Raw genomic sequence first — 15,744 nt, forward strand, 5'->3', positions numbered from 1 at the left:
CGGCAGCCCTGATGATTATTGGTCACCCCGGCCGATCTGCTGACGCAGATACGCCTCGATGAAGATATCGATCTCCCCGTCGACCACAGACTGGACGTTCCCCACTTCCACTTGGGTCCGGTGGTCTTTCACCATACTGTAAGGGTGGAAAACATAGGATCGTATCTGGTTCCCCCATCCGATCTCTGTTTGCTCCCCTTTCAGCTCGGCAATCTCTTTCTGTTTCTCTTCCATCTGCCGCTCCACCAGACGAGCTTTCAGGATTTTCATGGCCCGGTCCCGGTTTTTGATCTGAGACCGCTCGGATTGACACGTCACCACAATGTTGGTCGGCAAGTGGGTGATCCGGACCGCTGAGTCCGTCGTGTTGACATGTTGCCCGCCGGCGCCGCTGGAACGGTAGGTATCGATTTTGATATCTTCCGACCGGATCTCAACCTCATCATCATCCTCAATCTCCGGCATCACATTGGCGGAGACAAAGGAAGTGTGACGCCGTCCGGAGGAGTCGAAGGGGGAGATCCGCACCAAGCGGTGCACCCCTTTTTCCGCCCGCAAGTAACCGTATGCGTTATGGCCTTTGATCAACAGAGTGACGCTTTTCACCCCAGCTTCTTCTCCCGGAAGAAAGTCCAGGGTCTCCACCTTGTATCCCCGCTGTTCCGCCCAGCGGGTGTACATGCGGAGCAGGATTTGGGCCCAATCCTGGGATTCCGTTCCCCCAGCCCCGGGATGGAGCTCCAAAATGGCATTGTTTTTGTCATAGGGGTCGCTGAGGAGAAGAGACAACTCAAATTCGTCCAGCTTCCGCTTCAGATCCTTCAGCCCGTCTTCCGCTTCGGGAAGCATGGACTCGTCATCCTCTTCGGCGATCAGTTCGGTGATCACTTGTATCTCTTCCTGGGCTTCCTCCAGATCCTTCAATCTTTGGACGATCCCCTTCAGATGATTGTTCTCATCGATCACCTTTTGCGCCTTTCCCTGGTCATTCCAGAAATCGGGATCGGTCATCACTTGTTCCAGCTCTTGAATGCGCTTCTCCTTTTGAGGAAGGTCAAAGAGACCCCCTGATGTCCGCCAATCGCTTGGCTGTATTGTTCAATTCATGACGGATGTCACTCAATAGCATCGTTCATTTCCCCTTTTTGAAAATGTACTCACAAGAAAGGATATCACAGACCAACCGATCCTTGCATCACTGTCGCAAGGACCTGGGTCCAAATCGGTCCGTCAACCGGTACTGGCCGCCCGGGCACAGCAATGCTTGTATTTCTTACCGCTCCCACAGGGGCAGGGGTCGTTCCTACCCACCTTGTCCGCGTTTCGAATCGGTTGCCGTTTGGGTCTCTCCCCCTCCTCGTGAGGGGATCCCCCGGAAGACGCCGTCTGGTAGGTGGCCACCTCTTCCCGCTCGATCTCTTCATCCTCTGCCAGCTCTGACTTCATCACATAGCGAACCAGTTCTTCCTGGATCTCCTCAACCATCTGTTGAAACATCTCAAAGCCTTCAAACTGGTATTCGCGCAGTGGATCTGTCTGTCCGTAGGCCCGAAGATGGATGCCCTGACGAAGGTGATCCATGGCATCGATATGGTCCATCCATTTCCGGTCCACGGTCCGCAGAGTAACCACTTTAATAAATTCTTCCAGTCGCTCGGCTCCGATCTCCTTTTCCCGATTCTCATAGTGTTTGACCAGTTTGTCATAAAGGAAATCGATGATCTCCTCCCGTTCCAGGCCTTCCAGGTCCTCTTCCTCCAACTCCCCGTCCCGGAGAAGAGAGGAATTGGCAAACTCCACCACAGGCTCCAGATCCCATTCCTCGGGAATATCATCGTCAGAGGTATGTGCCTCCACCACACGGGTGATCAGCTCTTTCCCCATATTGAGAATCGCATCCCGCAGGTCCTCCCCATTCAGCACCTCCCGCCGTTGTTTGTAGATGATATCCCGCTGCTGGTTCAATACATCGTCATACTGCAACACCCAACGACGTGCATCAAAGTTGTTTCCTTCCACCCGTTTTTGGGAATTGGCCACCGCCCGGGTAAACATTTTCCCTTCGATCGGGGTATCCTCATCCATCCCCAGGCTGTCCATCATCCCCTGAATCCGCTCAGAGCCGAACCGACGCATCAGGTCGTCTTCAAAGGAAAGGTAGAACTGGGAGGAACCCGGGTCCCCCTGACGTCCGGACCGACCCCGGAGCTGGTTGTCGATCCGGCGACTCTCATGGCGTTCTGTTCCAATCACATGGAGGCCCCCCAGTTTGTCCACTCCTTCACCGAGAACGATGTCAGTCCCCCGTCCAGCCATGTTTGTGGCGATGGTGACCGCTCCCCGCTGACCCGCCTGGGCGATGATTTCCGCTTCCCTGGCGTGGTTCTTGGCGTTGAGCACCTGGTGGGGAATCCCCCTGTTTTTCAACATCTTGGACAGTTTTTCCGACTTTTCGATGGAGACGGTCCCCACCAGCATTGGCTGACCGGTGGCATGACGATTGACGATCTCCTCCACCACGGCCCTGAATTTGCCATCCTCCGTCTTGTACAACTGGTCGGAGAGATCTTTACGGATCATCGGCCGGTGTGTCGGGATCTGGATCACATTCATTCCGTAGATCTTGCGGAATTCTTCTTCCTCCGTTTTGGCCGTTCCGGTCATTCCAGCCAGCTTGTCATACATGCGGAAATAGTTTTGCAGGGTGATCGTGGCCAGGGTCATACTCTCCCGCTGCACCTGAAGGCCTTCCTTGGCTTCAATGGCCTGGTGCAATCCGTCGCTGTACCGACGGCCGTGCATCAGACGGCCGGTGAAATCATCCACGATCACCACTCCATCTTCGTTGACCACGTAGTCATGATCCCGTTTCATGATGACATGGGCCTTGAGAGCCTGTTGGATATGGTGATTGATGGTGATATTCTTGGCATCGAAGAGGTTCTCCACCCCAGCGAAGGCCTCGGCTTTGTCCACACCTTTCTCTGTGAGGGAGACGCTCTTGGTCTTGATATCCACCGTGTAATCCTCTTCCGGCTTTAACCTGCGCACCAATTTGTCCGCCATGTAATAGAGGTCGGTGGCTTTATTGGCTTGGCCGCTGATGATCAAGGGGGTTCGGGCTTCGTCAATCAGAATGCTGTCCACTTCGTCGATCAAGGCGAAGTGAAGTTTGCGCTGTGTGATCTGCTCCGGATACAGGACCATGTTATCCCGTAAATAATCGAACCCGAACTCATTGTTTGTCCCGAAAGTGACATCCGCCTGATAAGCTTCCCGTTTTTCGTCAGGATCCATGTCCGGCAGATTGAGCCCCACCTTGAGACCCAGAAATTCAAACACCTGCCCCATCCATTCCCTGTCCCGACGGGCCAGATAGTCGTTGACGGTCACCACATGGGCACCTTCACCGGGCAAAGCGTTCAGGTAGGTCGGCAAGGTGGAAACCAAGGTTTTTCCTTCCCCGGTCTTCATTTCGGCGATGTTGCCCTGATGGAGAGCGATCCCCCCCACCAGTTGAACATAGAAGTGACGCATGCCGAGAACCCGTTTCGCCGCTTCCCGGACCACGGCATAAGCCTCTGGCAACAGATCATCCAGCGTCTCCCCTTCGGTGAGCCGCTTCCGGAATTCTTCCGTCTTCCCAGTAAGCCCCTCGTCGGAGAAAGCTGAAATTTCCGGTTCCAAAGCCTCGATCCGATCCGCTATTTTGTAATACTTTTTCAGTTCCCGTTCATTGGAATCAGGCAGCACCTTTTTCAAGAGCTTCAGCATGGCTTTCATCCCTTTCTTAAGACTGCTTGGCACTCCTGGTTAATAGATCAAACCTATGGTAAACAGACTCTGTTGTCTGTGGGTTCCATGAAAAGGTATTCTCTATAATTATTTTAACAAACATCAGCTCACTTTTTCACTGTTTCATAAAAGATTGAGGCTCCATCACCTAAAAAAGGGGCAGCGCAGAGTGCTGCCCCCGGACCTGGACAGGGTCCATTCGCTTTATTCAGGTTCAATCAACCCGTAACGTCCGTCTTTTCGTTTATAGACCACATTCACCTGATCCGTGACGGCATTGGAGAAGACATAGAAACTGTGTCCCAGCAGATCCATCTGCAGGATCGCCTCCTCCGTATCCATCGGTTTCAGATTGAATCGTTTGGTGCGTACCACTTCAAACCCGCCGTCATCGTCAGACAGGTCCGTTTCCAGCTCAGGGGTGATTCCGTTTTCCAGGGTGCGGATCGTTCCGTCCTGGCGGAACTTTCGATTCACCTTCGTCTTATATTTGCGAATCTGGCGCTCCAATTTTTCCACGACCTGATCGATGGAGGCGTACATGTTCTCCGACGCCTCTTCCGCACGAACCAGCAGACCCGGGAAGGGGACCGTCACTTCCACCTTGTGCTCGTCGCGGAATACACTCAGGGACACATTGGCGTCTGTCGCCGCCGTGGAGTCAAAGTACTTCTCCAGCCGGCCCAATTTCTTCACCACGTAATCCCTGAGCGCTTCGGTCACTTCAATATTGTTCCCACGGATGTTGTAATTCATCAAGCGAATCCCCCTTTCGCTTTCTACTGTATTTATTCCCGTTTGCGACCTGAATTCCTGCTCTTTTTTGACGAATTCTTGTCGAAAAAAGCTTCATATACGTAAAAACCCTCCCGAACAGAGCACTCGGGAGGGGTCGAATCCAAAGTTGGGTCAAGCCTTGATTACGTTGGCAGCCTGCGGTCCACGCGGCCCTTCCACAATTTCAAACTCAACGGTTTGACCTTCGTCCAAGGTTTTAAATCCTTCTTCCTGGATGGCGGAATAGTGGACGAAAACATCATCTCCACCTTCACGCTCGATAAACCCGTAACCCTTTTCCGCGTTGAACCACTTGACTTTGCCTTGCATATTAACAATCCCTTCATTAGTTAATCCACATGAAATACCGAAGGGTCTTCCATGCAGATTAACTATATCACTTCATTTTATCCAAAGTCAAGGAAATTCCGAAGTGATCAGAGGAAAGAACGGTCTTAACACCTTGCTCAGAAATGCCAGTATCCGCTCTTCCTTTGGATAATTGAACCGTTTTTGCTTTCTTAACCCAAGTTTTTCCGATCTCCATCAACAAAGCCCGGTGGAAGCCACCTTCCTTTCAGACGGCAGTTTTTCTTCCTGAACCCAACAAAAAAGCCTCCGGTTTTTCCGGAGGGGAAGAGCCGTTCTCAGTTGACGGCTTCCTTCAGTTGTTTTCCGGGTTTGAAAGCGGGTACTTTGCTCGCACCGATTTCGATCGGCTCCCCGGTCTGGGGATTGCGTCCGATCCGGGCTGCCCGTTCCCGCACTTCAAAATTTCCGAAACCGATCAGGGAAACCTTCTCCCCGTTTCGCAATGCTTCAGCAATGGAATTGAGAACTGCTTCCACCAGTTGCGCGGATTCCTTTTTGGTTTTTCCGGTGGACTCGGCCACTCGCTCAATCAACTCAGTCTTGTTCATCGGTAACACACTCCTTTTCTTATGAAACCTGCTCAAACCTTCCATTCTGTTCCCCTTTTGAATGACAAATCTTTCTCCTCTCAAGTCGTGAGGAAGGTTTAATAGAGCTCTATTCCTCTTTGTTACCCAACTCTCGCCGTTCTATACCCTTTTTTCCGCATATGAATCTCACTTTTTGAGGACTGTCGATCAAACAGAAAATGAGCGTTGAAAACCAAACCGACCTCCTGCTTGCGTCACTGTCACATCAATTCCGCTCACCGGGCCCAAGTCAGGGAACAAACCTGCTTTGCCCCTGCCCTTTTCAAGGTTTTGGCGCACTCTACCAATGTGGAGCCAGTGGTATAAACATCGTCCACCACCAGCCACCTCTTATCCACCACGGCTCCGACGGAACGGGGGTTCAGCCGGAAAGCTCCGGAGAGCGCACCCATTCGCTCCCAACGGCTGCGACGGCTCTGGGGAAGGGTGGGACGGATCCTTTGCAGTGCAGATCTCAGCGGGAGATTCAGACGACGGGCCACTTGCCGGGCCAGAAGTTCTGACTGGTTGAACCCCCGTTGCCGCATCCTGTCTGGATGGAGGGGAACATAAGTGACCACCTCCGGCCGAATCCCGGCTTCAAAGAGAACTTCCGCCATCATCTCCCCCAGTGGTTCAGCCAGCACTTCCCGTCCCCGGTACTTGAACAGACGCATCAGTTCTTTCGGATATGCAGTATAACGGAGTACAGCCACGTTTCGCTCCAGGTCCCGGGACCGATGACGGAGACAATCACCACAGAGGGAAGGAGAGGTCCAGCTCCGGCCGCACAGGGAACAACAAGGCGGCCGGATCCGATGGAGTCTGGCTTTACAGGAGGGACAGAGACGATCCCAAATGTCGCCCCAGTTGGAAGTGGAGTGGACGGACCCGCACAGAGGACAAAATCCGGGATTGGCAAACCACTTTTCCCACCATTTCCTCATGACTCCGTTGCATTCCTCTTCGCGGACAGATAGCCTCTCTTTTCCGCATATCGGTTCAGGCTCCGGATCTCCCGGATCGCACCTGTCTGGGCCTCTGTCGACACCATGGACAGAAACCAGACCTCCCCCCGGGGCCAGGCGGGATCCCTTCCCACACGCCCCGCGATCTGGATCAAGGCAGCCCGATCGAATACCGGGTGATCCGCCCCCACCACCAACACATGACAACGGGGCACCGTCACTCCCCGTTCCAAAATGGTGGTAGTCACCAGAATCCGCAGCCCTCCTTCCATAAAGGCCCGGATCGTATCCCGTCGTTGTTCATGTTTGCCTGTGGCCACTCCGACGACGGGTTTCAACCCGGGCATCCGGAGACCCACCCAGTCCAAAACAAGATTGGTATCGGAAATCCGTGGAACAAATAGAAAGGCTTGTCCCTTTTCCGCTGACACTCCCTCCAGAAAAGATTCCAACCTCGGAACGGAAGCCCCCCGTTTCAGCTTTCGCCACAGCCCCCCAACACGGTACCTTTTGGGGACGGGCAGTGGATGGCCGTGAAACCGGACCGGAACCGTCACTGAATCCACTTTTCCCCGACGCACCCGACGTTTCCAGCTTGATGGCGGTGTAGCCGTCAGATAAACCTGTTGACCGCCGTCGATCAAAGTCCGACGGATTCCGCTGAACCAGCGGGAATCTTCCCGTAAAGGAAAAGCATCAGCCTCATCCACCACCGCCAATCTGAACCGGCGGTAATAGCGAAGGCTCTGCTGAACCGTCGCCACTGTCAGCGGCCGATTCTCCCGGATCTCTCCCGTTTCTCCGTGAACCTCCGCCACTTCTGTCCCTGGAAAAGCCCGGCGCATCCGCCGCGCCACTTCGGTGACCACCTCCCGGCGAGGCGAGATCCACACCACCCGCCCCTTTTGTTCCAGGACCTTCCGGATTGCCGGAAACATCATCTCCGTCTTGCCGGAGCCGGTAACAGCCCACACCAGCAGCATTTCCCTTTCTTCTTCCAACCAATTCAGACACTTTTCCACGGCATCCTGTTGAGCCAAAGACAAGGCAGGTAATCTCATCTCCACCTTTGGCTCCCCGGTTCGAGTTCCCAGAGGTTCCACCAAAACCAAAGGCATACAAGCCCGGTTCCTTCCCAAAATGACACAGCGGTCGCACCAAGCGCATCCACCTCCACAGCGGGCACAAGGACCGGTACGGATCCGATCAGCCCCTGCCCCGCAGCGGTTGCACCTTCGGCGGAGAGCTGCCCCTGTCGCCTCAACTCCGGGCAGCAGGGTGGCCCGACCTGTCAGTATCAACCATTGTATCCCCTGTCGGAGTCTCTCCTCATCGGGGGAATCATCCCATTCTCCACTCCTCAACTCATCCCAGGTAAGAGCCCTTCCTTCCAGCCGAAGATGCAAAGAGTGGGCCAACCTTTCCCACCCCCTGATCACCTCTTCTCCTTCCCCAGCCAAAGGTGGAGGAACTCCTCCGTCCACCCGGCGGAAGGCTTGTCCAAATGAAGAAAAAGTTTGGACCTTCCGGACCTCCTCGCCGTAAATCTTCCAAAAACCACGATCCACCTCGAAAGCGAGTGTAACCCGTGTGCACTCCCGTACCCGGTAGATTGCAAATTCCAACAGATCTTAACCACCTTTCCATGCAAAATCCCCTCCGGCGGGGAGGGGCAGTCCTGCGTGGATGGCACTGCTGACTACCTGCTTCCGGGATCGTTGCGTAAATCGAGAACTAAAGCTTCTCCCCCTTCCGTCAACTCCGGCTCCGTCTCCCCATCCCATCCGGTGGGGGCGGCGGTGTGCGGAAACACTTCCAAAGAAGGGTATCGTCTTTTCAATCGTTGCAAAATCAAAGGTGTATCATCGGTGGAACCTGTATCCAAACACAGGATCTCGGATGGTTTTCCCACCAATCTTGTTCGCTGAAAATAGGAACGAATCACCCACTCCACATTTCTCTGGCTGTTATGGGTCAACAGGACCAGTCGGGGGGGATTACTGTGAAGGCCGGGGAAGCTGAATATTCTTGCAAATTGGTCCGCCGTGATCCGGATGACCGCGAACAGCGCGATTCCAAAGAACAGCCACTGTTCCATCGCTCTTTTGTCCCCCTTTGACCCCAATATATGCACAAGAGATCCAGAGGGTTCAAAAGACAGGGACCAACCGCCCCCCTTATTTTATCTTCTCTTCCTTTTATTGTATAGACTGCTGAAAAGAAAAGAGCTGCCCTCAGGCAACTCTTTCTTTTCGCTCCGCCCCTTGACACTGGATACTCCTGACAGCTTGGAGCTTCCGGCTCACTGATTACAGACCGGCACCCTCACGAAGAAGCTCCGCCTTGTCAGTTTTCTCCCATGGAAGATTGAGATCCGATCGGCCGAAATGGCCGTAGGCCGCCGTCTGCTTGTAAATCGGCCGGCGCAGATCCAATTCGCGGATGATCCCCGCCGGCCTGAGGTCAAAATGCTTCCGCACCAAATCGACGAGGGTTTCTTCATCCACCCGGCCTGTCCCAAAAGTATCGATATGGATGGAGACCGGGCGGGCAACACCAATGGCATAAGCCAGCTGAACCTCGCATTTGTCCGCCAGGCCGGCTGCCACGATATTTTTGGCCACATATCGGGCAGCATATGCTCCGGAACGATCCACCTTGGTCGGGTCTTTTCCGGAGAAAGCCCCTCCTCCGTGGCGGGCGTAACCTCCATAAGTATCAACGATGATTTTCCGCCCCGTCAACCCGGCATCCCCCATCGGGCCCCCAATGACAAAACGGCCAGTGGGATTGATGTAAAAAATGGTCCGGTCGTCCAGCATCTCAGCAGGAACCACCGGGTGAATCACATGCTCCCGGATCTCCTCCTGGATGCGGTCGAGGGTAACCTCTTCCGAATGCTGCGTCGAGACGACCACCGTATCGATCCGTACCGGGCGGTCTCCCTCATACTCCACCGTCACCTGGGTCTTCCCGTCGGGCCGGAGGTAATCCAAGGTTCCGTCCATCCGCACCTCATGGAGGCGACGGGCCAGGCGGTGGGCCAGCGAGATCGGCATCGGCATCAGTTCCGGTGTCTCATTGGTGGCAAAACCGAACATCAGTCCTTGGTCTCCGGCACCGATGGCATCGATTTCCTCCTCGGTCATCTGCCCTTCCCGCTTTTCCAGAGCTTCATCCACCCCGGCGGCGATATCGGGGGACTGTTCATCGATGGAGGTCAACACCCCGCAGGTTTCCGCATCAAATCCATACTTCGCACGGGTATATCCGATCTCCCGGATCGTCTCCCGGACGATCTTGGGAATATCCACATAACAAGTGGTGGAAATCTCTCCGGAAACCAACACCAACCCCGTCGTTACAGAGGTTTCACAGGCCACACGGGCATTGGGGTCACGGGCCAGAATTTCATCCAATACGGCATCAGAGATTTGGTCACAGATCTTGTCCGGGTGTCCCCCCGTAACCGACTCCGATGTGAACAGCGTTCGCAAGCTGATTCCCCCTTCACAGCCAAAGATTGTATCCACAGAAAAAAACCCGGAGCAGGCCCCTGAAGACCTTCCCAAATCCGGCTACTCTTCTAAGTTGATAGCACTGGAAAAATTCATCTCAAGAATACATGAAAAGGGGCCTAATGACAAGCGGATGGCCTTTTGCGAAATCTCGATCAAACAGGACGTATTCGCATATGGATTATGCATGTATACTGGCAGAAGAAACATTGAAGTCCGCCTCCCATCGCTTATGGGAACCGGACTTTCACCATGTGCCTGCCTCCGATTTTTCAGGAGAACACATTCGTCCCTTCAATCAATCGCCCGACGGAACTTAACCTAGATCCCCGAAGAGAGACTTCCCTCAAGAAGGGCCGGGTTTAACCTTCAGTTGATAAGATTTGCCGGCGTCGGCGGATCCTCCGCGAACCCGGAGATAGTAGGTTCCGGGAGCCAGCTCAAGATTCAGTTCGCCCTGTTTTCCCCCCTTGGACAGATGCTTTTCATCCAGGACCTGCAGGCTTTCGTCGTAGAGCCACAAAGTGGTTTCCTCGGCTCCCCGGGGGATTCGGATTTGGATCGGGCTCTTCTCTGTTTGGGGAAGGAAAAGAATGTACCAATCCTGATCCGCCTCTCCATCCAATCTTCCCTCCGTGGTTACGCCGGGTTGAAGAGGGGCGGCACGGGAAGAAGTATGATGAGTCTCTTGTGCATCCCGGTTTTTCGATTCAAACCGGACCATGAGATTGTATGGGTTATCGATGAAGTTGGTTCCGTAATCGGACACCCGGACGTAGACACTTTCTTGCTTCACCTTCATCCGGTACTCCTCCACTTTTCCTTCTGCCCCTTGATCCACCTTTTTTCCTTTCCAGGACCCTTCCCGTTGAATGAACAGAACAGGATCCCCCCGCGGGCTCCAAAGATCCACCCGGAGAGTCAGGCTGCCTTCTTCCGGAATATCCAGCCGGTACCAGTCGTAATCCCGTCGTTTGTGCAGGGTTCCCCTGAACACACTGTATCCGGGCTTCACTTTGATATTGAAAGCATTCCACTGATGATCATTGTTTTCATATTCATCGGGTAGCGGCCGATACTGGTTCTCCAGGGTGTATTCCCAAGAGCGATCCCGGGAAGTGGAGTAACAGGCAATCACAGACCCGTGAGGGACCGTCACCCGGATCTGTTCCGCCTGTTCTCCTTCGTATTGGACACGCTTTTTGCCTGCTGCCGTGATCTGCGCCGTCACCCTCGGAATCTTCCCGTCTCCCTTGAAGGTCAAGGTCAGCATTCCGTTGTGGGAAACTTCCACCTCGAAGCAATCCCGATCCTCCGACCCCTCCAGCACACCCTGCACCACCTGATTGATCGAAAAAGGTGCCGCCTCTTCTTCACGGTCGTTGGATTCATGAATATCTTCGAGAGGCTTTTGTGTCAGTGCCGCATGTACATCGATCAGTCCATAGCCATATTGCTGGTTCCAACGGTGACCTTTTTGGGGTTGGGCCGTCTGACGGATCAGATTTCGCACTTGCCCGGGAGTCTGATTCGGGTCCTTGCGGAGGATCAAGGCTGCCAAGGCTCCCACCTGGGGTGTGGCAAAGGAAGTGCCCGAATCCCTCCCAAATTTCCCCTCCAAGATGGCGGCCCGGATTCCCTCCCCCGGGGCCACCACATCGATCCCCGGTCCCCAGTTGGAAGTGGGCACCACCTTGCCCGCTGGACCGACGGAACCTACCCCGATCACCGTTGGAAAGGCGGCGGGATAGTAAATCGGACTGTTGTAAAGGATCTCACCTTCGGGATTGACACTTGCGTTTCCTGCCGCCCCCACCACGACCGATCCAGACTCTTCAGCGTAAGCCACCGCATCAGCCATCGCTTCGGAATAAGTCCAACTCCCTTGAGCGAGAACAATCACACGTGCACCTCTGCGAACCGCCTCCCGAATCCCCTCGGAGGTGTAATAGACGTCACCGTCAGAACCATCGGACATCACTTTTACCGGCATCAGATGCAGACCAGTCAGCTCTCCCTTCCCTTCCCACCCTTTCCACACTTCGGCGACCACGCCGGCCACGTGGGTGCCATGACCCATGTTATCTTCGGGGGGCAAAGATGGATCCTTCAGATTCACTCCTTCCACGAGATAGGGCACCAGAGCCGGATGGTCCAGATCCACCCCTGTATCCACCACCGCCACTGTGACCGGCCGATTGGACTCTGTCTTTTTAAATTTTAAGGGGACTTTCCGCCATGCTTCATCTGCCCGGATCTGGCGGATATAATACATTCCCCTGTCTTGATCCCCGGCTCGGTGCTCCTCTTGCTTTTCCACTTTGTACTTCTGGTTGGGGTGGATAAACTCCACATTCACGTGGGAGGACCAATGATCCAACCACTCTTCTTCCTTGACCCCTCCTTTCAGGCGGACCAGCATATTGATCCCGCCTCCGTTTTCCCTACGGTGAAGCACATCCACGGTGCGAAGGAAAGCGGGATCCACTTGGTTTTCCTTCCATTTGATGACCCACTCCTTCTGCACCGTCTCTTTTCCTGTCTCCTGATTCCCTGGCGCAGGGTCAGGCCCGTCCCTTCCATCAGGTTCCGTACAACCGGTGACCAGGAGAAGGAACAAGATCCCGACCGCGGCCAACCAACCTGTTCTGTTCATCCCGTTCATCCCCATCCCGTCGGCTCTGTTAAATTCAGCTTACCATGAATCGGAATGGAATGGGGGATTCGAACCATAATAAGAAGATGAGGCAATGGGAGAGGTGATCTGCGTTGGGAAATACCAAACGCTCGGTTTTTCTGTTTTTGATCCTGATCATCGGGGTCTCGGCTCTTCTGTGGTTGAGCCAGTTTCGGATGAATCCGGCCCCAAAGGAGAAAAACCAGCCTTCGGACACCATCACTCCCTGGACAAAACAGAGGATACTCTCTCCACCCGAGTCCCGGCTTCCTTCCCCCGTCGGTCAACCCGTCAGCCTGCTGTTGATCGGAGTGGACCAACGCAAGCGAGATGTGGGTAGGGCTGATGCCCTGATGGTGGTCACGCTCAACCCCTCCCGGAAAACAGTGAAGGTGCTCAACATTCCACGTGACAGTAAAACCCGCCTCGTGTTAAGCGATGGGTCTCACCGGGAGGATAAGATCAATCATGCTTATTCCCTCGGTAACGGAGTTCCCTCCACTGTCCGCACAGTAGAGCAATTTTTAACACTTCCCATTCACCATTATGTGAAAGTCAACTTCTCCGGCTTTCGCAAGGTGGTCGACCTGTTCGGAGGTGTGGATGTCAAAGTGAGCCGCAGCTTCTCCTATAAGGGGCACCATTTTAAAAGGGGTCCCATGAGACTGAACGGGTCCCAGGCCTTGGCTTACGTCAGGGACCGGACAGGGGGAAACGATTATGACCGGCATGAACGACAGCAACAGGTGATGAAAAGTTTGTGGAAAAAAGGAACCGAATGGTCCACCCTTTTAAAAATGGATGATCTGTACCACGTCATTCAAAATCATGTCACAACAGATCTCAGCTTGCAGGATACGTGGCGCCTCTTTCGCACCCTGCGCAATATCCGGGAAGAAAACGTGGAGGTGCTTCACTTGTCCGGAACCGATCAATGGACACCCCATTATTATATGATCGTGCCCGAAAAAGAGCGTCGTCGGGTCGGTCAAGCCCTGCGGGAGCACCTGGAACTGAAAAGAGCTCCGGATTCTGTGTCACACAGGCCTTAAAGGCCTGTTTTTTGTACCTCTCCCTTGGGACGACCTCCACCGTAATACGGTATTTTCCCGGTTCCGATGGACTTTTTCACACTGTCTCCGGTATCATGATAATGGCGTCGATAGAACAACAGATGATTCCACCTGATCATCCCCTCTGTGGGCGGATCACGCAAAAGAACTTTTCCCCGGATGGCCGTCTCCGGCTCCACCCCGGCCAAAATCCACCTCCATCCCGGCCCCGCTGTTCCTGTAGCCGTACGCTCCTCACATCTTTTCCCATCTTTGGAATCGAGAGATATCCAGGGGAGCTGTTGGATCAGACACGCTTCATAAACAGGTGAAATGCCGATGGCATACAAAAGAATCCATCCTTTCAGCGGACAAGCATCCGTTAATGATTCAAAGAATACACAGGAAGAATCCAATTGACCACCCCTTCGACAAAGGTTGCCAAAAGATTTTTTCCTGTTCACTCCAAAACCGAAGGTTACCCCCACTTCGACAAGAGAGGAGGCATTCCGTTGCAAAAACCATCCCAATATTACACGGTGAAGGGGGCTGGACAAGCGGAGATCCACATCCAGAAATCGCGGTTTATCTGCCATGTGAACCGTATCGAAACAGAAGAGGAAGCCGTCGCCTGGATCTCCGAGATCTCCAAGCGCCACTGGGATGCCACCCATAACTGTTATGCCTACTCCGTGTTGGCGGAGAGTAAAACAGAGAAATCCTCCGACGACGGAGAACCCGCCGGCACGGCAGGCCGCCCCATCCTGGAAGTGATCAAGGCCCGGGAGCTGGTCAACACCGCTGTGGTGGTCACCCGTTACTTCGGAGGAATCAAACTGGGGGCCGGGGGGTTAATCCGCGCATACAGTCAATCAGCCTCCACCGGTTTGGATGCTGCCGGGACTCTGAACTGGGTGCTACACAGCCGGGTGGAGATTACGGTGGACTACCCTGCCATGGGAAAAGTGGAGCACGCACTCCGATCGATGGAGGTTGAGGTAGAATCCCCCCGATTCGACGATCAGGTTCACTGGAGAATCTGGGTTCCCGTCGGTCAGGAAACATCCATTAGAGAGCTGGTGGCGGAGCTGACCGGCGGCCGGGGACGGGTCGCCGTCAGAGGAGAGGAACATCGCCCCTTGGAAAAGTAAAACAACCCTCCTCGGCACTCATCCAATGTGCAGGGGAGGGTTTGGTTTGTTCAGAATGCCGGAACCACGGCACCTTTATATTTTTTCTCAATAAACTGGGCCACTTTGGGAGAGGTAAGTGCTTCAGCCAATTCTTGGATCGCTTTGTCCTTCTCTTTCCCCCCTTTGACCGCCAGGACGTTGACATAGGGGGAATCCTTTCCTTCGATGATCAGAGCATCCTTCAGAGGGTTCAATTTGGCCTGAAGTGCATAGTTGGTGTTGATCGCCGCCAAGTCCACTTGATCCAGCACCCGGGGAAGTGTGGCCGCTTCCAGAGGTTTAAACTTCAGCTTTTTGGGATTGCCGGTGATATCCTTGATCGATTTTTCCCCTTCGCCCTTCTTCAACTCGATCAAACCCTCATGTTCCAACAGAAGCAAAACCCGTGTCACCTCACTGGTTCCATTAGGCAGAGCGATGGTGGAACCCTCTTTCAGTTGGGAAATTTCCTTGATCTTTTCGGAGTAGACACCGATGGGTTCAATATGGACTCCGACCACCTTTTTCAAGTGCCAGCCCCGTTCTTTATTGGTGGTCTCCATCCATGGAATATGTTGAAAAAAATTTGCATCCAACTGCCCCTCTTCGACCCCTTTGTTGGGAGTGACATAATCCTGAAACACTTTCACCTCCAGCTGAATCCCCTTTTTCTCCAAATCCGGCTTCACCTGATCCAGAATTTCAGCGTGGGGAACCTGGGAGGCACCCACTTTGAGGATCTGTTTTCCGTCTTTTCCTCCTGCTTCTTGGTCTCCGCAAGCAGTCAGAGCAAGGGCCAGGGAAAAGGTCAAAAACAACAACGACCATCTTTTTCTCATGTTCA

Annotated in this window: 14 protein-coding genes; 2 read left to right on the forward strand and 12 right to left on the reverse strand. The window is 53.9% G+C overall.

The features are described from left to right. Window positions 1–15: 15 nt before the first annotated feature. From prfB to IEV46_RS08915, 10 genes are all read right to left on the reverse strand, one after another. Window positions 16–1,129 (reverse strand): peptide chain release factor 2 gene (prfB, locus tag IEV46_RS08870; protein WP_188432145.1). Its coding sequence is split into 2 segments (ribosomal slippage): window positions 16–1,056 and window positions 1,058–1,129, totalling 1,113 coding nucleotides; the frame shifts between segments, so codons are not numbered across the junction. Window positions 1,130–1,230: 101 nt separating this feature from the next. After that, a complete protein-coding gene (secA, locus tag IEV46_RS08875) occupies window positions 1,231–3,774 on the reverse strand; it encodes a preprotein translocase subunit SecA (RefSeq protein ID WP_188432152.1) in 2,544 nt (847 codons plus the stop codon). A gap of 225 nt (window positions 3,775–3,999) precedes the next feature. Continuing rightward, window positions 4,000–4,551, reverse strand: coding sequence for a ribosome hibernation-promoting factor, HPF/YfiA family (hpf, locus tag IEV46_RS08880; RefSeq protein ID WP_188432154.1), 552 nt, complete (start codon window positions 4,549–4,551; stop codon window positions 4,000–4,002). Between the two features lie 153 nt (window positions 4,552–4,704). Continuing rightward, window positions 4,705–4,902 (reverse strand): cold shock domain-containing protein, encoded by a 198-nt coding sequence (locus tag IEV46_RS08885; RefSeq protein ID WP_009710392.1) that lies wholly within the window; start codon window positions 4,900–4,902, stop codon window positions 4,705–4,707. A gap of 317 nt (window positions 4,903–5,219) precedes the next feature. After that, entirely contained in the window at window positions 5,220–5,492 is a 273-nt protein-coding gene (hbs, locus tag IEV46_RS08890) for a non-specific DNA-binding protein Hbs (RefSeq protein ID WP_188432156.1), read from the reverse strand. Between the two features lie 257 nt (window positions 5,493–5,749). Beyond that, window positions 5,750–6,460 (reverse strand): ComF family protein, encoded by a 711-nt coding sequence (locus IEV46_RS08895; RefSeq protein ID WP_188432158.1) that lies wholly within the window; start codon window positions 6,458–6,460, stop codon window positions 5,750–5,752. After that, a complete protein-coding gene (locus tag IEV46_RS08900) occupies window positions 6,457–8,106 on the reverse strand; it encodes a DEAD/DEAH box helicase (protein WP_188432160.1) in 1,650 nt (549 codons plus the stop codon). The genes IEV46_RS08895 and IEV46_RS08900 overlap by 4 nt, the downstream gene beginning before the upstream one ends. Before the next feature lie 74 nt (window positions 8,107–8,180). After that, window positions 8,181–8,579 (reverse strand): glycosyltransferase family protein, encoded by a 399-nt coding sequence (locus IEV46_RS08905; protein ID WP_188432162.1) that lies wholly within the window; start codon window positions 8,577–8,579, stop codon window positions 8,181–8,183. Window positions 8,580–8,790: 211 nt separating this feature from the next. Further along, window positions 8,791–9,984 carry a methionine adenosyltransferase gene (gene metK, locus IEV46_RS08910; protein ID WP_188432433.1) on the reverse strand — a complete coding sequence of 398 codons (1,194 nt, stop codon included), beginning with the start codon at window positions 9,982–9,984 and terminating at the stop codon, window positions 8,791–8,793. 361 nt (window positions 9,985–10,345) lie between these two features. After that, window positions 10,346–12,655: a S8 family peptidase gene (locus IEV46_RS08915; protein WP_188432164.1), complete on the reverse strand. Its 2,310-nt coding sequence runs from the start codon at window positions 12,653–12,655 to the stop codon at window positions 10,346–10,348. Between the two features lie 113 nt (window positions 12,656–12,768). Between IEV46_RS08915 and IEV46_RS08920 the strand changes: the two genes are divergently transcribed. Beyond that, window positions 12,769–13,728, forward strand: a complete 960-nt coding sequence (locus tag IEV46_RS08920) for an LCP family glycopolymer transferase (RefSeq protein WP_188432166.1) — start codon at window positions 12,769–12,771, stop codon at window positions 13,726–13,728. On the opposite strand, the gene IEV46_RS08925 is transcribed toward IEV46_RS08920, so the two are convergent. Next, window positions 13,725–14,144 carry a hypothetical protein gene (locus IEV46_RS08925; protein ID WP_188432168.1) on the reverse strand — a complete coding sequence of 140 codons (420 nt, stop codon included), beginning with the start codon at window positions 14,142–14,144 and terminating at the stop codon, window positions 13,725–13,727. The two genes, IEV46_RS08920 and IEV46_RS08925, sit on opposite strands and share 4 nt — an antisense overlap. Window positions 14,145–14,240: 96 nt before the next feature. Between IEV46_RS08925 and IEV46_RS08930 the strand changes: the two genes are divergently transcribed. Beyond that, the gene (locus tag IEV46_RS08930; protein ID WP_229736009.1) at window positions 14,241–14,879 is read left to right on the forward strand and encodes a YigZ family protein; all 639 of its coding nucleotides are present in this window, start codon (window positions 14,241–14,243) and stop codon (window positions 14,877–14,879) included. A 50-nt stretch (window positions 14,880–14,929) separates the two neighbouring features. Here IEV46_RS08930 and IEV46_RS08935 read toward each other — a convergent pair whose 3' ends face one another. Next, window positions 14,930–15,739, reverse strand: coding sequence for a MetQ/NlpA family ABC transporter substrate-binding protein (locus tag IEV46_RS08935; RefSeq protein WP_188432170.1), 810 nt, complete (start codon window positions 15,737–15,739; stop codon window positions 14,930–14,932). Window positions 15,740–15,744: the final 5 nt, after the last annotated feature.

The sequence above is a fragment of the Kroppenstedtia guangzhouensis genome (genome assembly GCF_014637345.1).
In the GTDB taxonomy this organism is placed as follows: domain Bacteria; phylum Bacillota; class Bacilli; order Thermoactinomycetales; family DSM-45169; genus Kroppenstedtia; species Kroppenstedtia guangzhouensis.

What these genes read in the sequence shown, in the direction of transcription:
- secA (WP_188432152.1), bottom strand. Translation starts at nt 3,774, where the DNA reads ATGCTGAAGCTCTTGAAAAAGGTGCTGCCTGATTCCAATGAACGGGAA.
- hpf (WP_188432154.1), bottom strand. Translation starts at nt 4,551, where the DNA reads ATGAATTACAACATCCGTGGGAACAATATTGAAGTGACCGAAGCGCTC.
- IEV46_RS08885 (WP_009710392.1), bottom strand. Translation starts at nt 4,902, where the DNA reads ATGCAAGGCAAAGTCAAGTGGTTCAACGCGGAAAAGGGTTACGGGTTT.
- hbs (WP_188432156.1), bottom strand. Translation starts at nt 5,492, where the DNA reads ATGAACAAGACTGAGTTGATTGAGCGAGTGGCCGAGTCCACCGGAAAA.
- IEV46_RS08895 (WP_188432158.1), bottom strand. Translation starts at nt 6,460, where the DNA reads ATGAGGAAATGGTGGGAAAAGTGGTTTGCCAATCCCGGATTTTGTCCT.
- IEV46_RS08905 (WP_188432162.1), bottom strand. Translation starts at nt 8,579, where the DNA reads ATGGAACAGTGGCTGTTCTTTGGAATCGCGCTGTTCGCGGTCATCCGG.
- IEV46_RS08915 (WP_188432164.1), bottom strand. Translation starts at nt 12,655, where the DNA reads ATGAACAGAACAGGTTGGTTGGCCGCGGTCGGGATCTTGTTCCTTCTC.
- IEV46_RS08935 (WP_188432170.1), bottom strand. Translation starts at nt 15,739, where the DNA reads ATGAGAAAAAGATGGTCGTTGTTGTTTTTGACCTTTTCCCTGGCCCTT.